We start from the raw sequence: 20,887 nt of genomic DNA, 5'->3' as shown, positions 1-20,887 counted from the left end.
CCAACGAACTTCAAAACGCACATGAGTTGCCCGTAAATCTGTCTGCGGGACTTGGCTTGAATCTGCGATCAAATGCCTTTAGACAATGCTCATTCTGCTTCTCTTTGGTTGGGCCTCAATCTGGAATCTACTTAATTCAAATTCAAATTTCAAGTACATTTCTGAGAAATTTTGTTCTCCTTGCTCCCCTCGCTCCTTCCTAATTATTGGTGACTATTCAGTCGCAAAATGCACACGATCCAGACCACAGAAACAGCGCTCTCCATAAGGTCACGTTGGCTCATTTCCACTTGGGAAATGAGCCAACAGTCGAGCGTTTCTTAGGAAGTAAAATGGCGCGGCAGATGACGATGACTTTCAAGAATCACTGCGTGACTCAACATTCAACATCGCGCTTCTCAGCAGCAAACGCGCCCACACCCACTGACTGCGGAAGCCGGAAAAGTGCTGATGCCGCTTGAAACATAATAAGAAAAGCCTGCGGCTACAGGCTCCTCAGGTTGTTCATAGCCAGGAGTCATGCTGCATCCACCAATGAATCCAACCACCGCCAAGCGCAGCAATAGGATTTGTGCACAGCGCCGCACGTGAGAAGTAAAACGGTACATATCACTCCCCCTGCTAGGCTGTCGGAGCCGCCGACGAGTCGGGCGACGTTAGACGCGATCGGCTCCCCCCGGCATTGAACTTCCGCATGATGAGCACGAAGAACAGGGGTACAAAAAACACTGCAAAAATGGTTCCCGACAACATCCCACCAATAACGGCCGTGCCAAGCGCATGCTGGGCTCCAGCACCAGCCCCGCTGCCCAAGACCAATGGCAGCACGCCGAGAATGAACGCAAGCGATGTCATCAGGATAGGGCGCAAGCGCATACGCACAGCTTCCATCGTAGCGTCTAGCAGATCCTTGCCCTCTTCGTGAAGATCCTTGGCAAACTCTACGATGAGGATGGCATTTTTACAGGCGAGCCCGATGGTAGTGAGCAATCCGACCTGGAAGTAAATGTCGTTAAACTTCCATGTCAGGACCGCACCCGCCAAGACGCCGAATACTCCCAAAGGAATAACCAGAATCACCGAAAACGGGACCGCCCAACTCTCGTACAACGCTGCAAGTGAAAGAAACACAATCAGAATCGACAACCCGTACAAGATTCCCGTCTGGCCACTTGAGGCTTTTTCCTGCCGCGACAGCCCCGTCCATTCATAGCCTATACCGGGGGGCAACTGCGCGATTGCGGCCTCGACAATAGCCATTGCTTCGCCGCTTGATGCACGCCCCGGAAAAGCCATGCCAAGGATTTCAATCGACGGCACGCCATTGTAGCGTTCCAGTCTCGGTGAACTGGTTGCCCAGGTTGCAGTCGCAAATGAAGTAAACGGAACCATGGTCCCGGCGTTGTTCCGTACGTACCACCGGTCAATATCCGTGGGTAGCATTCGGAAACGGTCGTCACCCTGCAGCATCACTTTTTTGACACGCCCCTGGTCGATGAAGTCGTTGACGTAATTGCTGCCCCAGGCTGCAGAAATAGTGTTGTTAATATCGGCCATGGAAATACCGAGAGCACCGGCTTTGAAGGTATCAACCTGCAATCGGTAATCTGGCATATCTTCAAGACCATTAGGCCGTACAGCGACCAAGCGCTGATCCTTGGTGAGTATGCCCAGCAACTGATTACGAGCCTGCATCATAGCTGCATGGCCGAGGTTTGCTTCGTCCTTAAGCATCAGATCGAACCCCGTTGCGTTACCTAGCTCCGAGACGGCGGGCGGCGCAAAGGCGAAGATCCTGGCGTCCCTAATGGTGTTGAAAAAGGCGCCAGCCTTGGCCGCGACATCGGTGACACTCAGGCCAGGCCCCGTGCGCTCGTCCCAGGGTTTGAGTTGAACAAAAGCGAAGCCCATATTTTGGCCGCTGCCCGCGAAACTGAAGCCTGACACGGAGAACACGCCTTCTACCGCATCTTTTTGATCGACCAGGAAGTGATGTTCAACTTGCTTGATAATCTCGTCCGTTCGCGCCCTAGTGGCACCTGGCGGCAATTGCATATTGGTGAAAAGCGTCCCCTGGTCCTCGTTCGGTAAAAAACCGACCGGCAACTTCATGAAGACGAAAACCACCAACGCTACAACCACCGCATAAACCAGCATGTACCGCCAACCCTTGTTCAGCATGTGGCTGACGACGCCCTGGTAACGGAGATTGCCTCGTTCAAAAGTACGGTTGAACCAGCCAAAAAAAACGCGGGTGGCCAACGTATGCCCTTGCGCAGCCGGTTTGAGCATCGTCGCGCACAAGGCTGGGGTGAGGACCAATGCGGCAAGTACCGACAACGACATCGCTGAGACAATGGTGATGGAAAACTGGCGGTAAATAACGCCACTCGAACCGCTGAAGAACGCCATGGGGACGAACACAGCAGCCAATACCAGCGCGACTCCGACCAATGCACCGGTGATCTGATCCATCGACTTGCGCGTCGCTTCCCTGGGCGGCAAACCCTCATCGCTCATGACCCGTTCGACGTTTTCAACGACAACAATTGCGTCATCCACCAGAAGTCCGATGGCAAGCACCATGGCAAACATGGTCAAGGTATTGATCGTGAAGCCGCAAACAGCCAGGACCCCAAAAGTACCCAAGAGCACTACCGGCACCGCGATGGTCGGGATCAAGGTGGCGCGAAGGTTCTGCATAAACAGATACATGACCAGAAACACCAGCACCACCGCCTCGACTAACGTACGCACGACCTCTTCAATTGAGATGCGCACGAACGGTGTGGTGTCATAGGGTTTGTGCACCTTCATTCCTTCGGGAAAGAACGTTTCCAGCTGCGCCAGGCGCGCATCAATAGCTTTGACGGTATCCAGCGCATTGGCACCGGTGGCCAACTTAATCGCCAATCCAGCCGCAGGCTTTCCGTTATAGCGACCTATCGTGTTGTAGGTCTCGCTGCCCAGTTCGATACGGGCAACGTCGCGCAAACGCACTCTCGAACCATCGGTCAGAGTGCGCAACACGATGTTCTCGAACTCCTCGGCCGTTCGCATACGGGTTTGCGCGGTGATCGTCGCATTCAGCTGTTGGTTGCTCGCTGCTGGCAGGCCACCCAACTGGCCTGCAGACACCTGAACGTTTTGCGCCTGAATGGCAGTTTTAACGTCCACCGGCGTCAGACTGAAGCTGGTGAGCTCATCGGGGTTGAGCCAAATCCGCATGGCGTATTGCGATCCGAACAAGGTCGTATCGCCGACGCCCTCAACACGACTGATGGCTTCCTGGACATTCGCCGCCACGTAGTCCGACAGATCGGAACCGTTCATGCTTCCATCTTCTGATGTAAAAGCCAGAACGTTAAGGTAGTTGCTGGCCGATTTACTGACAGATACGCCTTGCTGCTGTACCTCTTGCGGCAACAACGGCGTGGCGAGCGCCAATTTATTCTGCACCTGTACTTGGGCTGTGTCTGGATTGGTCCCGTTCTCGAATGTCAGCGTGATGGTGACGGTGCCTGAGGACTCACTGGTCGAAGCCATGTAACTCAGCCGATCCAACCCCTTCATCTTCTGTTCGATAACTTGGGTAACTGTATCCTCCAGTGTTTTAGCTGAAGCACCAGGATAGGTCGCGACAATTGCCACGGCAGGTGGCGCAATGGCTGGATATTGTGCAATAGGTAATGTCAGGACGGAGATAAGACCCGCCAGCATCACAATGATGGCAAGGACCCATGCGAAGATCGGACGATCAATAAAAAAGCGCGCCATTTTCGTCTGCTTCCTATTGATTTTCAGCGGATGGTTTCACTGCAGAAAGATCGGCAGTGTATGAGCGCGTGGGCTGCCCTGGGGCCCATGGCGTTACCTCGACCTCTAAGCCAGGCGCAGCGCGTTGCTGACCGTCCACAACCAGTTGGTCACCTGCCTGCAAACCGCTACGAATCAACCACTGATCACCAATGGCGCGGTCGGTTTCTAATACGCGACGCTCCAGCTTATTGCCGGCCCCCACAATATAAACTGTCGGTTTACCAGTGCTGTCTCGACTGACAGCTTGTTGCGGTACTAACAACCCCTGCTCTTTTATCCCTATTTGCATAACAGCCCGTACATACATACCCGGCAACAGGTCCGCATTGGGATTTGGAAACACCGCACGCAGGGTGATTGCGCCAGTATCCTGATTCACGGTTACGTCAGAGAATTCCAACCTTCCCTCCAGGGGGTAAGTACGACCATTCTCCAGCACCAGCGCTACCTTTGCGGCGTTAGCTCCGACTTTCTGGATCTCCCCCTTTGCAAGGGATTCTTTGAGGTTGAGCAGCGCCGCACTGGATTGCGTTACGTCTACGTAGATGGGGTCGAGTTGCTGAATCGTAGCCATTGCTGTGGCCTGACTAGCGGTCACCAGCGCGCCGGGAGTCACGGCTGACCGCCCTACGCGTCCAGATATCGGCGCGTCCACGTGGGCATAAGCCAGGTTGATACGACTGGTTTCCACATTGGCCTTCGCTGCTGCGACATCTGCCTTTATCTCGCCCAGGTTGGCGACGGCGTCGTCGTACTCCTGCTGACTCACCGCATTGATGATGATCAGTTCCTTGTAACGATCAGATTTTAGCTGAGCGGTTCTAAGGCTTGCCTGGGCCTTGGCCAGCGCTGCGACATTGCTGTTGTAGGCTGCTTGGTAGGGCGCAGGATCAATTTCATAGAGCGTCTGCCCAGCCTTTACGTCACTTCCTTCGCGAAAGTTCCGAGCCTTGATGATCCCATTCACCTGCGGACGGACGTCGGCGACTAAGTAAGGAACAGTGCGACCCGGTAGCTCTGTACTCAACTCAACCGGCTGCTTTTTGACCGTAATCACACCCACAACCGGCGTCCCGGCTGCAGGTGGAGGGCCCATCGGGGGTTTGCCGCACGCACTGATGAGGCAGGAAATCGCCACGACAGCGACGGATGGTAAAAGAACTGCTTTGCGCATGACGAAGCTCCAAAAGTAGGAAGACGCAAACAATAACTAAACGGTACGGTATAGTTATTTGACGATGCGTTCCAAGTCAAGCAATACTGAACGCATTGGTTTAGAAAAAGAGATTCCGCTATGAGAGTCAAAACAGAAGCGAAGCGTGAAGCTATCCTTGCAGCTGCCTCCCAGGTCTTTCAGGGTGCAGGCTTTGAAGGCGCCTCGATGGGAGAGATTGCTGCCTTGGTGGGCGGGTCAAAAGCCACGTTGTATGGCTACTTCAGCTCCAAGGAAGAGTTATTTGTGGCCGCCATGAATGAGGAAGCCGTGAAAGAGTTTGAGCCCGTCTTCGGGACACTGGACAAAGAGGTTGAAGACCTGCAAGAGACCTTGCAGGTCTGTGGCGAGCACGTATTGGAGTTCCTGTGCTCAGCGACGCGAATCCAGACACGACGAGCCATCATCGCCGAGTCCGGACGAAGCACTATCGGAAAGCGCTTTCATGAACTGGGCCCCAAGGTAGGAATAAAGAGAACAGCCGAGTTTCTCGAGAGACAAATGACCCTGGGAAACCTCAGACGATCGGATCCGCTACTGGCAGCCGCTCAACTCACCGCGCTACTTGAGTGTGAAACCGTTACACCACTGATGCTGGGCATAAAAGAAAAACTCACGAAGTCAGAGATTAAAGGTTCTGTTGAGCGAGCCGTGAAGACATTTCTTGCCGCTTATGCCACCTCACACCAGCCAACAGAAACATCAGCAGTAGGGCTAGCCATTAAAAACTCCGGGAACACCGAGTCCTACCTGTAAGAGATAACGTTCCAAAGCGTGTAGGTTTTCATGTGTGACGATCGCCCCGACGTAGCCATCAGGGCGCACCAATATCCAATCGCCCATGGCCGGCTCATACGCTTCATAAAAGTGCCCTTGTTCATCAATGACATCGCCATGGGGGCCGAAAGTATGGATATGCAGTCCTGCACGAGACGGCACAGCGTCGCGATCCAAACCATAACCCAGCAAAGTCCAATGGGGGCCTTTATAAAGATTGAACAACCGCGAAGGATGTCCGGCTGCTCCCCTGATCAGCGCATCGGGGGCTCGATCGCCCGCTGACAAACCGTCAAGTCGCTCAGGCTGTTCCTGGGACAACGTGGACTCGGGATAGCCGATATCGAGTTGGTGCACCTCGCGGCCACGGCGCATATTGCCATGCTTCTGGGCCTCGAGCAGTCGGGTCGCCAGGCCCAGCATTGACGCCGCCACCGGCCGTCGCTCCTGCTCATAACTGTCAAGCAACGCTTCTGGTGCTCCCTGGATAACTGCAGCCAGCTTCCAGCCCAGGTTATAGGCATCCTGCACGCTGGTATTGAGGCCCTGCCCCCCTGTGGGCGGATGAATATGCGCCGCATCCCCCACGAGGAATACTCGATCCATGCGGTAGTGATCGGCAAGCCGGGCATTCATCGTATAGAGTGAAGTCCAGGACAGCGATTGAACCTGAATGTCATCGCGTCCCGTGCGCTGCGCCACCAAAGTCGTCAACGCCGCTGCGGAAAGTTCAATGTCACCCTCGAGAGGAACCGGCCCCTGTATTTGAAACAAGTGAGTACCAGCCAGCGGGCATAACGAGATCTGCCGAGTCATATCGCCATCGTTGAATCGGTGCCAATAATCACGCGATAAACCCGTTATCACCGCATCGACCACCATGGCACGGACGCCTAGAGTCTTGCCTGGAAAGCCAATACCTAAAGAATGACGCACGAAACTGCGGCCACCATCTGCACCTACCAACCATCGCACACGCAGCGTTTCTTCGCCGCCCTTGCCTGCCAGTTGCGCTGTCACACCGTCAGCGTCCTGCACGAAATCGACCAACTCGCAGGAAAATTCCGGTATCTGCCCCAGTTCCATCAAGCGCTCACGCATCACCCGCTCGGTTAAAAATTGCGGCACCATCAAAGGCAAATGATAAGGTTCGGCCGAGGTTGGCTTCCCGCGTTCCATTACATCAGCGTCGCTGTAGCTACCGTCGTTGTGGTATAGCCGCTCAGGCGGATAGACGCCTCCAGCGGCAACAATTCGATCGAGGATGCCGATATCCTCGAATATTTCCTGAGTTCTAGGCTGAATACCCTTGCCGCGGGATCCGTGGAACGGCTGCGCCGCTTTCTCGATCAGACGAAATGATATCCCCCTCCTCGCTAGATCGATTGCAAGCATCAGACCAGCAGCTCCCGCGCCGCAAATCAAAACATCTACTGCAAATTGCTCTTTCATAACGCCCCCGATTAAGTGCACTATGCACATACTTAGAGGAGTAAAGTGCTGTGTCAACAAAAAAAGTGCAAAATACACATATTAGCGCTCAGCTTCGAGAGCTTCACGGAGCGTTGCTAGAGATCGTAGGAGTGATGAATCGCCCTCAGCGTGATGAGGCGATGGTGCGAGAAGCCGGTATTTCTTTAGATGGCGCCTTGTTCCCGCTGCTGGTCCTAGTGGAGCGGCTGGGACCCATTGGCATAGTCGAGCTTGCTGACCGCGTCGGACGCGATTACACCACTGTCAGTCGCCAAGTTTCAAAGCTGGAGGATCTTGGATTAGTCGACCGCAAGCAAGGCAAGCATGACCGCCGGGTCCGTGAGGCCGTTGTTACCAAAGGAGGCAAGGCAATGACTGATCGCGTCGATGAGGCTCGAGAGAGAATCGGACTGTCTATTTTTGCAGCGTGGAAAGAGCGAGATGTTTCAGATCTAGTTCGTCTTATGGGAAGGTTCGCCGATGACATCAAAAAAGATCACTGGATGGCTCAAAAAAATTGACTAACGATAGGGTTGGGCCGTCGACATCATGATCATTGAGAGTTAATCCATTACAGTCTTGAGTCACCGTTCAAAAAATAATTTTGTGCGATAGCTGTTCATGAAGTTGCTCTCGCTCTCAACAAAAGCACCGATAATGACGTTGAAGTGGTGCAGTAGAAATCTTCATTAGGATATAAATATCTGAAAGAGTCATCATAAAAGTACGGACAGTAACCGCACGGAAGCCTAGATCATCTTATAATGATCTCGAGACAGTACCTAGCGGGCCTGCCCTTATGTTGGAGGCGACCCTATGTACGAACCGAACAGCTTCAGTTCCACTGAGAAGCTTTTCTATCGGCCCATCGAAGCAGCAATACGCTGGTGCGATTTAATTGCTCACGAGGCAGAAATTCTAGAGGCCGCATGGGCAACCCCGGAACGGCTCATCAATACATTTCCGCAATGGCCATGCTTGCATGCAAATACAGGAAAAATTCTGGATGCCATTCGAAATCAAGAATTACCTTACGGAGCTTTAGGGACTACTGTCATACCAGGCACTCCCGTTGATATCAAGCTGCTGACCATCAGGCATTCAGACTTGAAACGATGGATACTTCATTACCATCCAGATCAGCGACCATCTTTTCTTTTCATTCAATCCGCCTCTAGTCAGGAAACTATCCACTACAGCACGTACTTGATATTACAGGCAGACCGGGATGCCCTACAGGTACAGTTAAAAGCTACCGAAGCCAAACTCCAAGCGCTGATAGGCGAGTTAAAGGCTGCGGGACTGGAGCGTGAGCACCTCCGCATGCTTGCAGAAAACAAACAACAACTCAGCGACCACAGCAAAGTCAGCTTCCTGAACGTCATTGGAGCGCTGGTCGATATTATGCTGGGCTCTTCTACAGCAGGAAGACGGCATTCAATATTCGACAGCCAAGCGTCCATTGTCGACTCTATAACTGCACATTACGGCGGGATCACAGGACTGAGTAAGCGCTCGCTGGACGAAAAGTTTGCTGCTGGCAGACGTAGCCTTGCTCAGGCTAAAAGGTGAGGATTGCACTGCAATAGGTGCGATTGCAGTGCAATGACTCTCCTCCATTTCTGCTATTCAATTCAGGTCACTTCCACCACGCGCCGATGGGCGACAGGAGCGACCAAGATGCCCAGCCAATTCTCCCCCATTGCAGAGACACCTCAACCGCAAGTCGAACGCCACATCATGCGGCGTGACGAAGTGGAGCGAAAAACCGGCTTCAAGCGTGCGCACATCTACAACTTGATGAAAGAAGGAAAATTCCCGCAGGCGAAGCGCATTGGGATACGTGCTGTAGGTTGGGACTCGCTGGAGATCGAACGGTGGGTCATTGAGCGATTAGGTCAACAGGCCTGATGCCATGCGTGTGTTATCCGTGGTGTCCACCAAGGGTGGAGTAGGGAAAACCACAGTAGCCGCCAATCTCGGCGGTCTGCTGGCGGATGCGGGCCTACGTGTCCTGCTTCTTGATCTGGACAACCAACCTACCCTCTCCAGCTATTACACCTTGAGCCAGAAAGCTGTTGCTGGTGCGTACGAGCTCATTGCACTCAACCTAACAACGCCTGCGCAAATTATTTCCCGAAGTATGATCGCAGGGCTCGACCTGATCATTTCCAATGACGATCAAGGCCAACTGAATACACTACTGCTGCACGCCCCTGATGGGCGTTTACGACTGCGCAACTTGCTCGATAGTTTCCACTCCAGTTATGACCTGCTTTTGATCGATACACAAGGGGCACGTAGCGTGCTATTGGAGATGGCCATCCTGGCCTCTGACCTAACCCTATCTCCCATCACGCCTGAAATGTTGGCTGCCCGCGAGCTGCGCCGCGGCACTGTGAAGCTGTTCGCAGAGCTGGAACCATTCCGTCACTTAGGAATACCACCGCCGCCGTTACGACTACTCCTAAATCAGGTAAATAGCATCCGTTTAGACACTCGAATGATTGTCCGTAGTCTGCGACAGACCTTCTTGAAGGCTACCAACATCTCAGTACTCGACACCGTCATTCCGGACCGAGTGGCATACCTCAATGCCGCTACCCTCAGCCTACCCGTCCACCGAATCGATACACGTCAGACACGTGAACGACGTTCGCCGTCAGCGCTGTACACCATGCAAGCGCTGGCCATTGAACTGTTTCCGGAGTGGCGCGAAGCGATTTCTAGGGTGAGAAGCTGCTCTGGGGTTCAATGAGATGAATCATCAAACCGGCTTATCTCGCCAAAACATTTATTTTGAGCTTAGTGCCAACAGAGTTTGGCAAGGAGTCTGTTGATGTTGGATCGACCTCTCATACTCGTTCATTTCAAAGATAAGGGCACTGCCAAGATCGTCAAGTTCGAGCTCGGTGACCATTTGCGCAACCGGCGTTGACTGAGGTTGTTCCGATGAAAAAGCTCAGTCAGGAGGAGATCACCGACAAGCTGCACCAAGGCCACTTCCCTCGGGGTCTAGAATTGGAGCGGCTGTCCGACCCACTCACTGATACACCTATGCTGGTCACCCTGGAGCAGTTGCGGCCATACGAACACAACCCCCGCTTCATCCGTAACCCGCTGTATGAGGACATCAAGGCGTCAATCCGTGAACGCGGGCTGGATCAACCTCCACCGATTACTCGCCGCCCGGGAGAAACTTATTTCATCATCCGCAACGGCGGTAATACGCGCTTGGCGATTCTCAGCGAGCTATGGCAGGAAACCCGCGACGAGCGTTTCTTCCGCATTCATTGCCTGTTCCGCCCCTGGTGCAATGAAATCACTGTCCTACTCGGCCATCTGGCTGAAAGCGACCTGCACGGACAACTCACCTTCATCGAACGTGCTCTAGCGGTAGCCAAACTCAAAACTATGTTCGAATCAGATGGAGCAACCCTCTCGCAACGAGAACTGGCACGACGTCTTGCCGCTGGTGGCTACCCCATTTCACAGTCGCATATCAGCCGAATGCTCGACACCCTCGAACACCTACTGCCCGCCATTCCACAGACTCTGTATGCCGGATTAGGTAAACCCAAAATAGAACGTCTGATCGCTCTGCGTAGCCAGGCTGAACGAACCTGGAATCGTTATCCAACCGACACCATTGCGTTCCCCGAGCTTTGGCTCGACACCTTGGGCCAATTTGATGCCGATCACGAATCCTTCGAACTTGAACAAATCGAGGATGAACTGCTCGAACGCATGAGTCTCTTACTCGGACAGTCCTATCGCATGTTGGCCCTGGAGCTGAGCACCACACAACGGCCTGGCATTGTCATTACGCCCTCAGAGAACAGCCATCTGCCGAGCGTTGATGAAGCCGCAGCAGGACCTCCCTCCTTCGAGTCCCGCCCCCAATCAATTGAAACTAGATCCCGGGCCGAAACAGCGCAAGAGGAGCAGCTCACGCTGCCCGAAATGAATGTCGCACCAGCAGTCAACCCTCCGTCACGAGTCCAAAAGATTCGCGAACAGATTGATCGCGACACTGCCGCCGAACCAGCACCGACCGTCGAAACCTGCAGGATCGACGACATCTGGATCATCGCACCGGCACTGGATACCCCCGAACAACTGCGTTTAGCCATTGCAGGACTGGCTCGGGAAATGGCGACCTATGCCGGGCATCCCGAGAGCATCATCGATCAGAAGTGTGGCTTGGGTTTTACCCTGAACATCGAGCAATTTGATCTTGCAGCACCTCGTGCGACCGGCGTTCACCTATTGCTCCTGGCCCTGCTCCGCGCTCAAGACGAAGTGAACTGGGAGGATCGAAAGCAATTGCCCTCGGCCCTGTTCGGACAACTGCTATTGGGGGTCTATCAACTCCCGCTGACAGATCGTCCCGCCGTGAACATAGGACTGGAGAGACTGCCCGACGGTCTGTTAATCAAACTGTATCGCCTCATTCGCTTAGCTCGACGTCTGATCGACCTAACGCTTACCCCTGAAGACAACTCATCAAGGGAGCGACCATGAACCTGTCCTTCAATGTGCTCAACCAGGCCATGCTCACCCAGGTCCTTCACGAGTTGCGCCTAGGTAACCTGCAACGCTGCAAAGCACTTGGACTGGTTGAAGAGGACATCTACCTGTTGCAATCCTTACCGCCCACCACACTGTCACGCCTGGCCCATGCCACCATCCCCTGGGTTGAGGTCAAGATTGATTCGCCGGTGCTACGTCGGTTGATCGACCAGGCCGAACGCGACGAACAGAACGAGCGTTTGATCAACCGAGCGCTCAAGCTCGGTGCCAGCAGTACCATCATGTATCAGTGTTTCGGCTTGGCGCATTCGGAAACTGCCCTGCGCCGACGTCTGCTAAAGATAGAAACCCGTAAGGGTCGCCCCCAGAACTTGAGCGAAGCGCAGGAACATGCGCTCTGGCAGCGCTGGTGCCAATTACGCGCTCAGGACGGTACTGAGGATCAGCTGGACGCTATGATGATGTTGGCGGAGGAGCAACAGATCAGCTTGACCATCGTTTGGCAGCAGATCGCCCAATACAGCAACGGAACATGAACACTGCTCCTTCCAGTCGCTGGCAGCGTGTCCTGCAGCAATGCACCCAGCAGTTGACTGAACGCTGGCCCGCACGCCCCACCACGGAACCACCCTCCAACCAGGCCCTGCAGGCGGGCTTTCTGTTCAGTGGCCAATCACACGAAATCGTGCCGCGTCGCTTGCTGCTGGATTGTCGGCTGACGCCATTGGAGCGTAATGCATGGCAAGTATTTCGACTCATGCTACAAGGCCAGGGCGTGGTCACGCCGCGCTATGAAGATTTGCAACCTTACCTGTCGAGCGTGCCCTATGGGGCATCAGCCTCCCGTGAAACCATCGCTCGGGTGTTGACGATGCTCAGGCTGACCCGCTGGCTCAGTTTGGTGAGTCGTGGCCGCGATCAGCTTAGCGGGCGCCTACAAGGTTCTCTGTACGTCCTGCACGATGAACCGTTAACCCCCGCCGAAGCCATGGAACTGGATCAGGATTACCTCGAGCTGGTCGGACACGCCCTCGATCACACAACCAAGGCTGTGCGTATTGTCGCGCAGCACGTTGTGGAAGAAATTCGCCAAGACACGGATATAGATCAAGGTCGACTACCTACCCGACTTGAGAGCTGGAGCGAACACTGGACACCGCAAGGATTGGATCAGGTAACCGATGAAGCGTTACACGATTTCGAACTGGGTGGCGATCACAGCGTTCGGAATCATGTGGGACCTCGTTCGGATTCCGAACCGCGTCCGAACGCCAATGGTTCCGGCAGCGTTCGGAATCCGAACACTGCCTGTACTGTATTAAAAGAAAGTATTTGTACGGTACCGCGCGCGACCCCAGCGGTGGACAACCTGCACTGGCCTAATCCGCTGCACCTGAGTCCGAGCGAGCGGCAGGCCGTCACCGTGACGCTGAACAAGCTAAAACCGGCGGATCGGCAGGCAGTGCTCAACGAAGCGGGCGCGCGATGTGCAGCCGGCGGTATCCGCAAGCCAGCGGCGTATCTGATGGGCCTAATCCAGCGAGCACTGAAAGGCGATTTTCGTCCTTGGGCAAGTCAGGCTGAGTCGTTACCTATTGCAGAATCGTCACCAGTCCTCTCACGCGCCCCTAGAAAAAAGGGCGAACCCGCCTCTGCCCTCGCCCAAGCATGTCTGAATGAGTTGCGCCAGCTGTGTGGCAAACGCCCTGGACGTCAGTAGATTTGATGCCACTGGCATCAGTGCCGAGCGTCTTAGAAATTAGCCGTCTCGAACCAAACCGAACAGACCGCATTCAGCTTTTTGGCTGTCCTTGACCTTTATCTGTCGCAACGTTCCCGTCCAAGCAGATGCGAGGACAACACCGTGGCCGATCACTATCAGCTCAACCTTGGCTCATTGCGCAGCAGCATCACCCTGACACTGCACACCCACCACGCTGCCCGTATCTGGCAAGGACGAACCGCACGTGAAGGCGTTCATTCGATCATGGGCATGGCCGGCTACATCAGTGTCACCAACCTGATGAAACAAACTGCGGCCCAGGACGACCCCTATGCCGATTGGGCCATCGTTCAACTCGAAGAAAAATTGATGCAGGCCAAAGCCGGGATGCTGGAACTGACCCAACAATTGGATCGGATCAGACAGGATCTGCCGACGCAGATTGACATGAGCGATAACCTCAATATCCACCCCGTCACCTTGCCCTTGTACATCGGCAGCCAATTGGGGTTTCTCGCCGTCTACCTACTGACTGACTACGACACGCTGGTGCGGCATACCCTGTTGGCCCATCACACCGCCTTGATCGGTCGCCGAGACATGGAAGCCTGGATCGACGACGGCGCCCATCTGCTGCGCAGCCTGTTCGGTCAGGCGCAGCGCTACCGGCATGCTGGCGTCACCCGTGATGACATGGCGGCGAACAACGCTCGTGCTCTGGCGGCCATGGAGAAGTTTGGATTACCCCCTATGGACATCCTTGAGGGACATCGCCGCTCCCAGTTCGCGCCACCCATCATTCGTCGTGGTGCTGTGGCAGTGGATAACGCTGACGCGTTGACAGAGGAAGCTGTCGAGCCATCTGCGACAGTCGATGAGCCGGAGGACGAAGTATGAGTCCCATGACACCGGCTCGACCATTGCCCCTCGAAACATTGACAACGGATGCCTATCGACAACTCGAACACGCTGCCTCCCTAAAAGGCCTTTTAAAACCTTTTAAGGGTAAGGGGGAGTTGGAATACCTGGCGCAGATGGCGAGGGAAATCGAGGCGCAGTTATGCCACCTGATGGAGACTGTGGCGCAGCAGGCCGGACAACCTCCTTACTCACTGCTGGATATTCGACTGGTGCTGCAGAACACCAGTGCGGGCAGCACCTTTTTGCGTTGGCGCACCCGTGACTTCGCTCGCATGGGTGTTGCAGTCTGGGAACGCCAGGTCTCCAACAAAGCCTTGCCCCAATCCGTACGCGAGGGATTACACCGTTTCGAATGCGAGCGTATCGCACTGAACTTGCAGATGAGCGTGGTGCATTCGCTCTACCGTCAGGCCTCAACCTGCGCGATCAAAATGGCCAGCGCCGAACGGCTGCTGCGCCAGTTCACACCAGCAGCGGAGATATCACGATGAGTACTTTTTTCGTCGGCGAAGGCAACATCGGTAGTGCGCCAGAGTTCCAGGAGTTCCCGTCAGGCAATGACGAGCCACGGCGTTTGCTGCGCCTGAATGTTTACTTCGACAACCCCGTGCCACGCGAGGGTAGCTATGAGGATCGAGGCGGCTATTGGGCGCCAGTCGAGCTCTGGCACCGCGAGGCTGAACACTGGAGCACGCTGTACCAGAAAGGCATGCGCGTGTTGGTAGAGGGCCGTACCGTGCGCGATGAGTGGGAGGACAGTGAAGACAATGCGCGGGTCACCTTCAAGATCGAGGCGCGTCGTGTCGGCATCCTGCCTCATCGCGTGCAGAACGTGGTCATGCGGGAGCGCTCAAGTGAATCAGCCTCGTCTGCGGCTCCCGTCGGGCAGGCTACAGACCAGGCCAGCTCGCCTGCGTCGAAGTCCAAAAAACGCAGAGGACAGCCACCATCGGCATGACTAACTTGAGGCATAAAAATTGCGCCTTTGCGCGAAGTTCCTGACCTGTCATTACTCGCTGCTCGTGAAGCACTGTCGTCCACGTGACTACAAGGTAGTAGCCTCACCCCCAATCAAGACTGCCCTCACCGACTAATATGAGGAACCTGCCATTCAGGTTTCTCATAGCTTGCCACTGCTGTTTCCAACAACGCTGCTCCGAACTCAACCCGGAGCAGTTCTATGCGTCTCTTTCTCTGCGAGAAACCCTCCCAAGGTCGTGACATCGCCAAGGTGCTCGGAGCCAGCCGACGTGGCGATGGTTGCTTGATCGGACGCGAGACAACCGTCACCTGGTGTATCGGTCACCTGCTGGAAACGGCCCCACCTGAAGCCTATGGCGATCAGTACAAAACCTGGTCGCTGGATCATCTACCGATCATTCCAGCGCAGTGGAGGGTTGAGGTCAAACCCAAGACTGTCGCGCAGTTCAAAATTATCAAACACCTGCTCAGCGAAGCTACCACCGTCGTCATCGCCACCGACGCCGATCGCGAAGGTGAAATGATTGCCCGCGAGTTACTAGAGCTCTGCAACTATCGTGGTTCTGTTGAGCGCCTCTGGTTATCCGCACTCAACGAAGCGTCGATTCGCAAAGCACTGTCCTCGCTGAAGTCAAGTCAGGAGACCTTCCCGCTCTATCACTCAGCCCTCGCCCGCAGCCGTGCCGATTGGCTGATTGGTATGAACCTCAGTCGTTTGTTTACCCTCCTAGGACGGCGGGCGGGCTATGACGGCGTGCTGTCGGTTGGACGCGTCCAAACGCCCACTTTGCGCTTGGTGGTTGAACGAGACCGCGCGATTGCCAGCTTCGTCTCTGTGCCGTACTGGGTGGTGGATGTGCACCTGCTTTCAATGGGGCAACCCTTCATCGCGTCGTGGATACCGCCCAGCTCAGGACGTGACGAAGCCGGTCGCTGCCTGCAGCAGGCGCTTGCCAGCCAAGCCCTCCAAGCGATTTCTAGCAGCAAGACCGCCACCGTAGTCTCGCTGCAGACTGAGCATTTGTGCGAAGCGCCACCCCTGCCCTTCGACCTGAGCACACTGCAAGAAGTCTGTTCACGCAAGTTGGGACTTGGCGCTCAGGAAACTCTGAACATCGCCCAAGCCTTGTATGAAACTCACAAAGCCACCAGCTATCCGCGCAGCGATTGCCGTTATTTGCCAGAGAGCATGTTCAACGAGGTGGCCGCGGTATTCGATGCCCTGCTCAGAATGGATCCCGCGTTACGCCCAGCGCTCGGAAGCGTCGATCGATCATTGCGCTCACGAGCATGGAACGATGCCAAGATCACCGCGCACCACGCCATTATCCCCACCACCGAGCCGGCGAACCTTGGGCGGATGTCTGAACAAGAGCGTCAAGTCTACGAACTGATTCGTAGCCACTACCTCGCGCAATTCCTGCCGCATTACGAGTTTGATCGAACCGAGGTCGAACTGAAGTGCGGCGCCGAGCGTTTGACTGCTGTTGGCAAACAGATCCTGGTCCAAGGCTGGAAAGGCTTACTCTCCGACAATGCCGAAGACGATGAACCCAGTCAAAAGTCCCAGGTATTGCCCGCCCTACAACAGGGTAGGCAGTGCGCAGTGGACGACGTCGAACTCAAGTCCATGCACACCGCTGCGCCCAAACCGCTCACCGAGGGCGATCTGATCAAGGCGATGAAAAACGTGGCCAAGCTGGTCAACGACCCACGCCTGAAACAGAAACTTCGGGATACCACCGGTATCGGCACCGAAGCCACGCGAGCCGGCATCATCAAGGGCTTGATTGATCGCGGTTACTTGCTGAAGAAAAAACGTGCATTAACGGCCTCCGCAGCAGCCCATACCCTGATCGAAGCGGTACCCGCAGCAGTCGCAGATCCGGGTATGACAGCGATCTGGGAGCAAGCTCTGGATGAAATCGAGGCGGGACGTCTGAGCTTGGATGCATTCGTTGGCAAGCAGGCGCACTGGATAACGCAATTGATCGCAAACTTCGGGGCGTTCACCTTGTCGGTACCGGTCGAAGCCGGACCGGACTGCCCCATTTGCAATGCCTCAATGCTCAGGCGGAAGGGAAAATCAGGACCGTTCTGGTCATGCTCCCACTACCCGGACTGCAAAGGCACTGTGCCCATCAGAAAAGATACGCGTCGCCCGTGACGCGCCATTGGAGATCAATATGAGTGTTGGGGCGATGTAGGGGTTAGTGCATCATTAACGGCGGCTGATCCCTCTCAAACTCACTTAGTGGTTGTCCAATTTCACGGGCCAAGGCGAGGCCTGTCGCAATCCATATCTGCCCCAGTTCGTTGAACGCTTCCAGGTGAGCAGGATCTTCGTTGAGCCAATGGACAAGGCTGTCGAAATGCTCGGGATTCTCAGGGCAATCATGAATCTTGATGAACAGCTCCAGTGTTCGCTCCCAGATCCGATCCATAACATCCTTGCTCTCCTCTTCCATGCTCAACCAATCCTCAGCTTGTCCTTATCAGACCGTTCGTTCTCAATGGCCATCTTGGAGTCTGACCCTGGAGGAACAGAACCCTCGTCGCATTACACAGCTATTTCAGCCAATATAGCAACCTTATAAGTCGATACACAACCTTTAAGGATGTTCATGTCAACGGGTCTTTGCTCAACCATTCGGGTTGAACTGGAGAACTCATCACTTGGCACATAAACATCCGACCCAAGCCCAAATCGGGCGCATGATCGCTAAGCACCGAACCCAGCGTAATCTGACCCAGGAAGAGGTGGCTGAACGCCTGGGGATTGGCAGTGAAGCCATCTCGCGCCTGGAGCGAGGCGTGGTGGAGCTCTCCGTGGTCAAGCTGATGCAGTTAGCAGATATTTTCGATTGCCGGATGGATGAACTGCTGACGGAGTCGAGCAATCGCCCCAATGACCAAGGCCAGATGATCGCGGGTTTGCTGCGTGGACTGAAAGAAAGCGACCGTGCCTTTATCCTGGCTACTGTCGAACAACTGGCTGCTCATCTCGCCAACAAATGAGCTTATGCGCTGGTATTCGATATCCGGGCCTTTGAGGGGAGGCTCTCTGCCTTGACGTCATCTCCCCCTCTCTGCTGTAGTGCCTCAGGATCATCGCCAACGGCGACCCAAGACCGATTCGCTCCGGGTAGCTCGGTCGAACTCCTTGAGTTCGGAGCCTTCTCTTCTGCGGAATTTTTCATTCCCGTTTTGTGCTCGACCTGATCGTGGTGGCGGATGACCACTGTTGCCTCCAAGGCAACAGTGGTCATCCGCTTCGGCGATCATATTCAGTCCCGGAGCCCGCCGGGGAATCACTGGGCACCCTTTGTGCGCGGATGCGTGCCAGCGTGTTCCGACCCAGGCCACGACAAGGGTCGGTTGGCGGGTCATGGCGCAGGTAAATCAAGTTTTGCGAGGAGCTTGTCGACTGCGTCAGACCGCCTAAGGTGGCTTTTCTATTCCTCGCCTGGCCCCCAGCCAGGCCCACTCTTCACTTTCTTCAGTCCAGTAATTTCCACTGTATTCCGGCCATAAAAAAACGGCTTTCGGCGTCTTGACGCTCCCCTATGACAGGCTTATACAAAGGGTGTGGTTCGCTGTCGTTGACAGCCCAGCCCAGGTAGCTTGAACCTTCAAGGCTACGCCACGCTTGTGGTGGTTTACCCAAGTGCGATCAGCGTTCGGAGGCTCGCACGATTGCCGCTTCAGCGGTGATGAATGCCTACTACCCCAGGTCCGCAGACCGCTGCTGCGGATTCTCTTTTGCTGCACCGCTATTCCCACGGTGCATCGTTCTGTTTGTCATTGGCTTGCCGGTGGCGTGTCGTCATCGCTTGCCTTCACCTTACCCACCCTGACGGGGCTCACTTCCCCGTCAGGGGTCGTGCGTCGCCGTTTTCCCCTGAAAGGAGAACCACCATGGCCCACGCCAACCAATCCCAAGAAGCGACCTCTTACTTCAATCTGCTCACCATCGGTATCGGCTACCTGAACCGTGTTCGTGAAGTACAAGTCCGCCGTGGCCAGCCGTTCATGGCCTGCGATATCGCCGCCCTGCACGGTGCCACAGATGCGGTCGAGTACACTCGCTTCGACTGCAAAGTCGCTGGAGGCGAAGCTGAACGCTTGATTCGTCTCTATATGGACGCCGTCAAAGCCGAGAAAAAGGTTTTGCTGTCGTTCCGTATCGGCGACCTGTGGATCGACCCATTTCTCTATGAGAAAGGCGATAAGCAAGGCCAACCGGGCGCTAGCCTGAAAGGTCGTCTGCTGTACATCGACTGGATCAAGGTCAACGGCACGTTCGAATACAAAGCGCCTGCCAGGCAGGAGGCAACAGCACCTGCTGAGCAAGCGCCAAACAGTGAGCCATCCCCAACGTCGGCTGATGCCGAAGCTGAGGATACCGACAACCCAGCAGAGTCCAGGATTGAATCTGAATCTGCACCCACTCCCCGCACGGCCCGCCGTGTCACCACACGCTCTGTTCAGCCCGCCTGAACAATTCACGATGTTTACATTAAGGCGCTCAATCGAGCGCCTTTTCTTCAATCAGCACAGGAGACCCCACATGGAATCCTTCTGGCTTTGCGACGACTGCCTGTTCGCTGCGGCTTACGAGGACTACAGCACGTTATCGCTCTACTACACGACCGATGAGATCGAGAAACGCATCGCCGGTATCCATCTTGGACTGGTCCGGCTAATGCCCATCAGTGCCGACTTCGATCCCGAAACTGGCCGGGGAATAAGAACCTTCTCTCCGTTGCCCTGCGACGGTTGTGACTCACATCTGCACGGACAACGCCACCGATTCACTCGGCTGTAAACAGCGCGTCATCGGGCAATGCCCGTCACTCTATATCCACCTCGGGGACAACACTCCCCTCAGGTGTGTACCCCCGAATTGTTCCCTTCGGAGGTACCTCATGAACACCCAGCTCACCCTGATTGAAGCCTCGGATGTCGAGGCTGATCGTATCGCCCAGGAAAACCAGCTGATCGACGAAGCGCTGCGCATTCTGGATCGTCGGCTGTTCACCCGCGGCCCCAACCTGACGTCACCTGACGCCGTGGCCTCATACTTAAAACTGCATATTGCACCCCAAGAGCATGAGGTTTTCGGTGTGATTTTTCTCGATGCTCGCCATCGCGTTCTGGCATTCGAGATCCTCTTTCACGGGAGCATCGATGGCGCCAGCGTTTACCCCCGCCAAGTCGTCAAGCGCTCCCTAGCGCATAACGCAGCAGCCGCGATTTTTGTTCACAACCATCCCTCCGGTTGCACGGAACCCAGCCTGGCGGATCACGCCTTGACCGCAAGACTGAAGGAGGCCTTGACCTTGGTCGAAGTTCGCGTACTGGATCATTTCATCGTCGGTGAAGGTCGCCCTCTCTCCCTTGCCGAGCATGGCTGGCTTTAACCCCCAAAGGCGTCTTCGGACGCC

At 55.1% G+C, this 20,887-nt stretch carries 20 protein-coding genes; 16 read left to right on the top strand and 4 right to left on the bottom strand.

Annotated features, from left to right (window positions below):
- Positions 1-621: 621 nt before the first annotated feature.
- Positions 622-3,777, bottom strand: a complete 3,156-nt coding sequence (locus tag PspCFBP13509_RS08755) for an efflux RND transporter permease subunit (protein ID WP_137211871.1) — start codon at positions 3,775-3,777, stop codon at positions 622-624.
- A gap of 13 nt (positions 3,778-3,790) precedes the next feature.
- Positions 3,791-4,993, bottom strand: coding sequence for an efflux RND transporter periplasmic adaptor subunit (locus PspCFBP13509_RS08750; RefSeq protein WP_137211870.1), 1,203 nt, complete (start codon positions 4,991-4,993; stop codon positions 3,791-3,793).
- Positions 4,994-5,113: 120 nt separating this feature from the next.
- On the opposite strand from PspCFBP13509_RS08750, the gene PspCFBP13509_RS08745 reads away from it, so the two are divergent.
- Entirely contained in the window at positions 5,114-5,788 is a 675-nt protein-coding gene (locus PspCFBP13509_RS08745; RefSeq protein ID WP_137211869.1) for a TetR/AcrR family transcriptional regulator, read from the top strand.
- On the opposite strand, the gene PspCFBP13509_RS08740 is transcribed toward PspCFBP13509_RS08745, so the two are convergent.
- Positions 5,747-7,261 carry an FAD-dependent oxidoreductase gene (locus PspCFBP13509_RS08740; RefSeq protein ID WP_137211868.1) on the bottom strand — a complete coding sequence of 505 codons (1,515 nt, stop codon included), beginning with the start codon at positions 7,259-7,261 and terminating at the stop codon, positions 5,747-5,749. The genes PspCFBP13509_RS08745 and PspCFBP13509_RS08740 overlap by 42 nt on opposite strands.
- A 50-nt stretch (positions 7,262-7,311) precedes the next feature.
- Between PspCFBP13509_RS08740 and PspCFBP13509_RS08735 the strand changes: the two genes are divergently transcribed.
- The 11 genes from PspCFBP13509_RS08735 to PspCFBP13509_RS08685 all read left to right on the top strand — a co-directional run bounded on the left by PspCFBP13509_RS08735 (position 7,312) and on the right by PspCFBP13509_RS08685 (position 17,607).
- Positions 7,312-7,803: a MarR family winged helix-turn-helix transcriptional regulator gene (locus tag PspCFBP13509_RS08735; RefSeq protein WP_137211867.1), complete on the top strand. Its 492-nt coding sequence runs from the start codon at positions 7,312-7,314 to the stop codon at positions 7,801-7,803.
- A gap of 295 nt (positions 7,804-8,098) precedes the next feature.
- Positions 8,099-8,854, top strand: coding sequence for a hypothetical protein (locus tag PspCFBP13509_RS08730; RefSeq protein ID WP_137211866.1), 756 nt, complete (start codon positions 8,099-8,101; stop codon positions 8,852-8,854).
- 108 nt (positions 8,855-8,962) lie between these two features.
- A complete protein-coding gene (locus tag PspCFBP13509_RS08725; protein ID WP_137211865.1) occupies positions 8,963-9,193 on the top strand; it encodes an AlpA family phage regulatory protein in 231 nt (76 codons plus the stop codon).
- 4 nt (positions 9,194-9,197) lie between these two features.
- Positions 9,198-10,040 carry a ParA family protein gene (locus tag PspCFBP13509_RS08720; RefSeq protein WP_137211864.1) on the top strand — a complete coding sequence of 281 codons (843 nt, stop codon included), beginning with the start codon at positions 9,198-9,200 and terminating at the stop codon, positions 10,038-10,040.
- Positions 10,041-10,234: 194 nt separating this feature from the next.
- Positions 10,235-11,806 carry a ParB family protein gene (locus PspCFBP13509_RS08715; protein ID WP_137211863.1) on the top strand — a complete coding sequence of 524 codons (1,572 nt, stop codon included), beginning with the start codon at positions 10,235-10,237 and terminating at the stop codon, positions 11,804-11,806.
- The gene (locus PspCFBP13509_RS08710) at positions 11,803-12,351 is read left to right on the top strand and encodes a DUF2857 domain-containing protein (protein WP_137211862.1); all 549 of its coding nucleotides are present in this window, start codon (positions 11,803-11,805) and stop codon (positions 12,349-12,351) included. The genes PspCFBP13509_RS08715 and PspCFBP13509_RS08710 overlap by 4 nt, the downstream gene beginning before the upstream one ends.
- Positions 12,348-13,535 (top strand): STY4528 family pathogenicity island replication protein, encoded by a 1,188-nt coding sequence (locus PspCFBP13509_RS08705; RefSeq protein WP_137211861.1) that lies wholly within the window; start codon positions 12,348-12,350, stop codon positions 13,533-13,535. Before PspCFBP13509_RS08710 ends, PspCFBP13509_RS08705 begins: the two co-directional genes overlap by 4 nt.
- Positions 13,536-13,679: 144 nt before the next feature.
- The gene (locus tag PspCFBP13509_RS08700; protein ID WP_137211860.1) at positions 13,680-14,435 is read left to right on the top strand and encodes a PFL_4669 family integrating conjugative element protein; all 756 of its coding nucleotides are present in this window, start codon (positions 13,680-13,682) and stop codon (positions 14,433-14,435) included.
- Positions 14,432-14,950 (top strand): DUF3158 family protein, encoded by a 519-nt coding sequence (locus tag PspCFBP13509_RS08695; protein WP_137211859.1) that lies wholly within the window; start codon positions 14,432-14,434, stop codon positions 14,948-14,950. The genes PspCFBP13509_RS08700 and PspCFBP13509_RS08695 overlap by 4 nt, the downstream gene beginning before the upstream one ends.
- Positions 14,947-15,417 (top strand): single-stranded DNA-binding protein, encoded by a 471-nt coding sequence (locus PspCFBP13509_RS08690; RefSeq protein ID WP_063321073.1) that lies wholly within the window; start codon positions 14,947-14,949, stop codon positions 15,415-15,417. The genes PspCFBP13509_RS08695 and PspCFBP13509_RS08690 overlap by 4 nt, the downstream gene beginning before the upstream one ends.
- A 222-nt stretch (positions 15,418-15,639) precedes the next feature.
- Positions 15,640-17,607, top strand: a complete 1,968-nt coding sequence (locus tag PspCFBP13509_RS08685; RefSeq protein WP_137211858.1) for a DNA topoisomerase III — start codon at positions 15,640-15,642, stop codon at positions 17,605-17,607.
- A 43-nt stretch (positions 17,608-17,650) separates the two neighbouring features.
- On the opposite strand, the gene PspCFBP13509_RS08680 is transcribed toward PspCFBP13509_RS08685, so the two are convergent.
- Positions 17,651-17,908, bottom strand: coding sequence for a hypothetical protein (locus tag PspCFBP13509_RS08680; protein ID WP_137211857.1), 258 nt, complete (start codon positions 17,906-17,908; stop codon positions 17,651-17,653).
- Positions 17,909-18,116: 208 nt separating this feature from the next.
- Between PspCFBP13509_RS08680 and PspCFBP13509_RS08675 the strand changes: the two genes are divergently transcribed.
- From PspCFBP13509_RS08675 to radC, 4 genes are all read left to right on the top strand, one after another.
- Positions 18,117-18,458: a helix-turn-helix domain-containing protein gene (locus tag PspCFBP13509_RS08675; protein WP_048392839.1), complete on the top strand. Its 342-nt coding sequence runs from the start codon at positions 18,117-18,119 to the stop codon at positions 18,456-18,458.
- 900 nt (positions 18,459-19,358) lie between these two features.
- The gene (locus PspCFBP13509_RS08670) at positions 19,359-19,940 is read left to right on the top strand and encodes an STY4534 family ICE replication protein (RefSeq protein ID WP_137211856.1); all 582 of its coding nucleotides are present in this window, start codon (positions 19,359-19,361) and stop codon (positions 19,938-19,940) included.
- Positions 19,941-20,010: 70 nt separating this feature from the next.
- Positions 20,011-20,268, top strand: coding sequence for a hypothetical protein (locus PspCFBP13509_RS08665; RefSeq protein ID WP_048392834.1), 258 nt, complete (start codon positions 20,011-20,013; stop codon positions 20,266-20,268).
- A 100-nt stretch (positions 20,269-20,368) separates the two neighbouring features.
- Positions 20,369-20,863 (top strand): RadC family protein, encoded by a 495-nt coding sequence (gene radC / locus PspCFBP13509_RS08660; protein WP_137211855.1) that lies wholly within the window; start codon positions 20,369-20,371, stop codon positions 20,861-20,863.
- Positions 20,864-20,887: the final 24 nt, after the last annotated feature.

The sequence above is a fragment of the Pseudomonas sp. CFBP13509 genome (genome assembly GCF_005233485.1).
Lineage (GTDB): Bacteria > Pseudomonadota > Gammaproteobacteria > Pseudomonadales > Pseudomonadaceae > Aquipseudomonas > Aquipseudomonas marginalis.
The sequence above is the reverse complement of the archived record's forward strand: the minus strand, read 5'-3'. Positions and strand labels throughout refer to the sequence as shown.

Excerpts from the sequence above, each read along its gene's own strand:
- PspCFBP13509_RS08755 (WP_137211871.1), bottom strand. The coding sequence starts at position 3,777 with ATGGCGCGCTTTTTTATTGATCGTCCGATCTTCGCATGGGTCCTTGCC.
- PspCFBP13509_RS08750 (WP_137211870.1), bottom strand. The coding sequence starts at position 4,993 with ATGCGCAAAGCAGTTCTTTTACCATCCGTCGCTGTCGTGGCGATTTCC.
- PspCFBP13509_RS08745 (WP_137211869.1), top strand. The coding sequence starts at position 5,114 with ATGAGAGTCAAAACAGAAGCGAAGCGTGAAGCTATCCTTGCAGCTGCC.
- PspCFBP13509_RS08740 (WP_137211868.1), bottom strand. The coding sequence starts at position 7,261 with ATGAAAGAGCAATTTGCAGTAGATGTTTTGATTTGCGGCGCGGGAGCT.
- PspCFBP13509_RS08730 (WP_137211866.1), top strand. The coding sequence starts at position 8,099 with ATGTACGAACCGAACAGCTTCAGTTCCACTGAGAAGCTTTTCTATCGG.
- PspCFBP13509_RS08725 (WP_137211865.1), top strand. The coding sequence starts at position 8,963 with ATGCCCAGCCAATTCTCCCCCATTGCAGAGACACCTCAACCGCAAGTC.
- PspCFBP13509_RS08720 (WP_137211864.1), top strand. The coding sequence starts at position 9,198 with ATGCGTGTGTTATCCGTGGTGTCCACCAAGGGTGGAGTAGGGAAAACC.
- PspCFBP13509_RS08715 (WP_137211863.1), top strand. The coding sequence starts at position 10,235 with ATGAAAAAGCTCAGTCAGGAGGAGATCACCGACAAGCTGCACCAAGGC.
- PspCFBP13509_RS08710 (WP_137211862.1), top strand. The coding sequence starts at position 11,803 with ATGAACCTGTCCTTCAATGTGCTCAACCAGGCCATGCTCACCCAGGTC.
- PspCFBP13509_RS08705 (WP_137211861.1), top strand. The coding sequence starts at position 12,348 with ATGAACACTGCTCCTTCCAGTCGCTGGCAGCGTGTCCTGCAGCAATGC.
- PspCFBP13509_RS08695 (WP_137211859.1), top strand. The coding sequence starts at position 14,432 with ATGAGTCCCATGACACCGGCTCGACCATTGCCCCTCGAAACATTGACA.
- PspCFBP13509_RS08690 (WP_063321073.1), top strand. The coding sequence starts at position 14,947 with ATGAGTACTTTTTTCGTCGGCGAAGGCAACATCGGTAGTGCGCCAGAG.
- PspCFBP13509_RS08685 (WP_137211858.1), top strand. The coding sequence starts at position 15,640 with ATGCGTCTCTTTCTCTGCGAGAAACCCTCCCAAGGTCGTGACATCGCC.
- PspCFBP13509_RS08680 (WP_137211857.1), bottom strand. The coding sequence starts at position 17,908 with ATGGAAGAGGAGAGCAAGGATGTTATGGATCGGATCTGGGAGCGAACA.
- PspCFBP13509_RS08670 (WP_137211856.1), top strand. The coding sequence starts at position 19,359 with ATGGCCCACGCCAACCAATCCCAAGAAGCGACCTCTTACTTCAATCTG.
- PspCFBP13509_RS08665 (WP_048392834.1), top strand. The coding sequence starts at position 20,011 with ATGGAATCCTTCTGGCTTTGCGACGACTGCCTGTTCGCTGCGGCTTAC.
- radC (WP_137211855.1), top strand. The coding sequence starts at position 20,369 with ATGAACACCCAGCTCACCCTGATTGAAGCCTCGGATGTCGAGGCTGAT.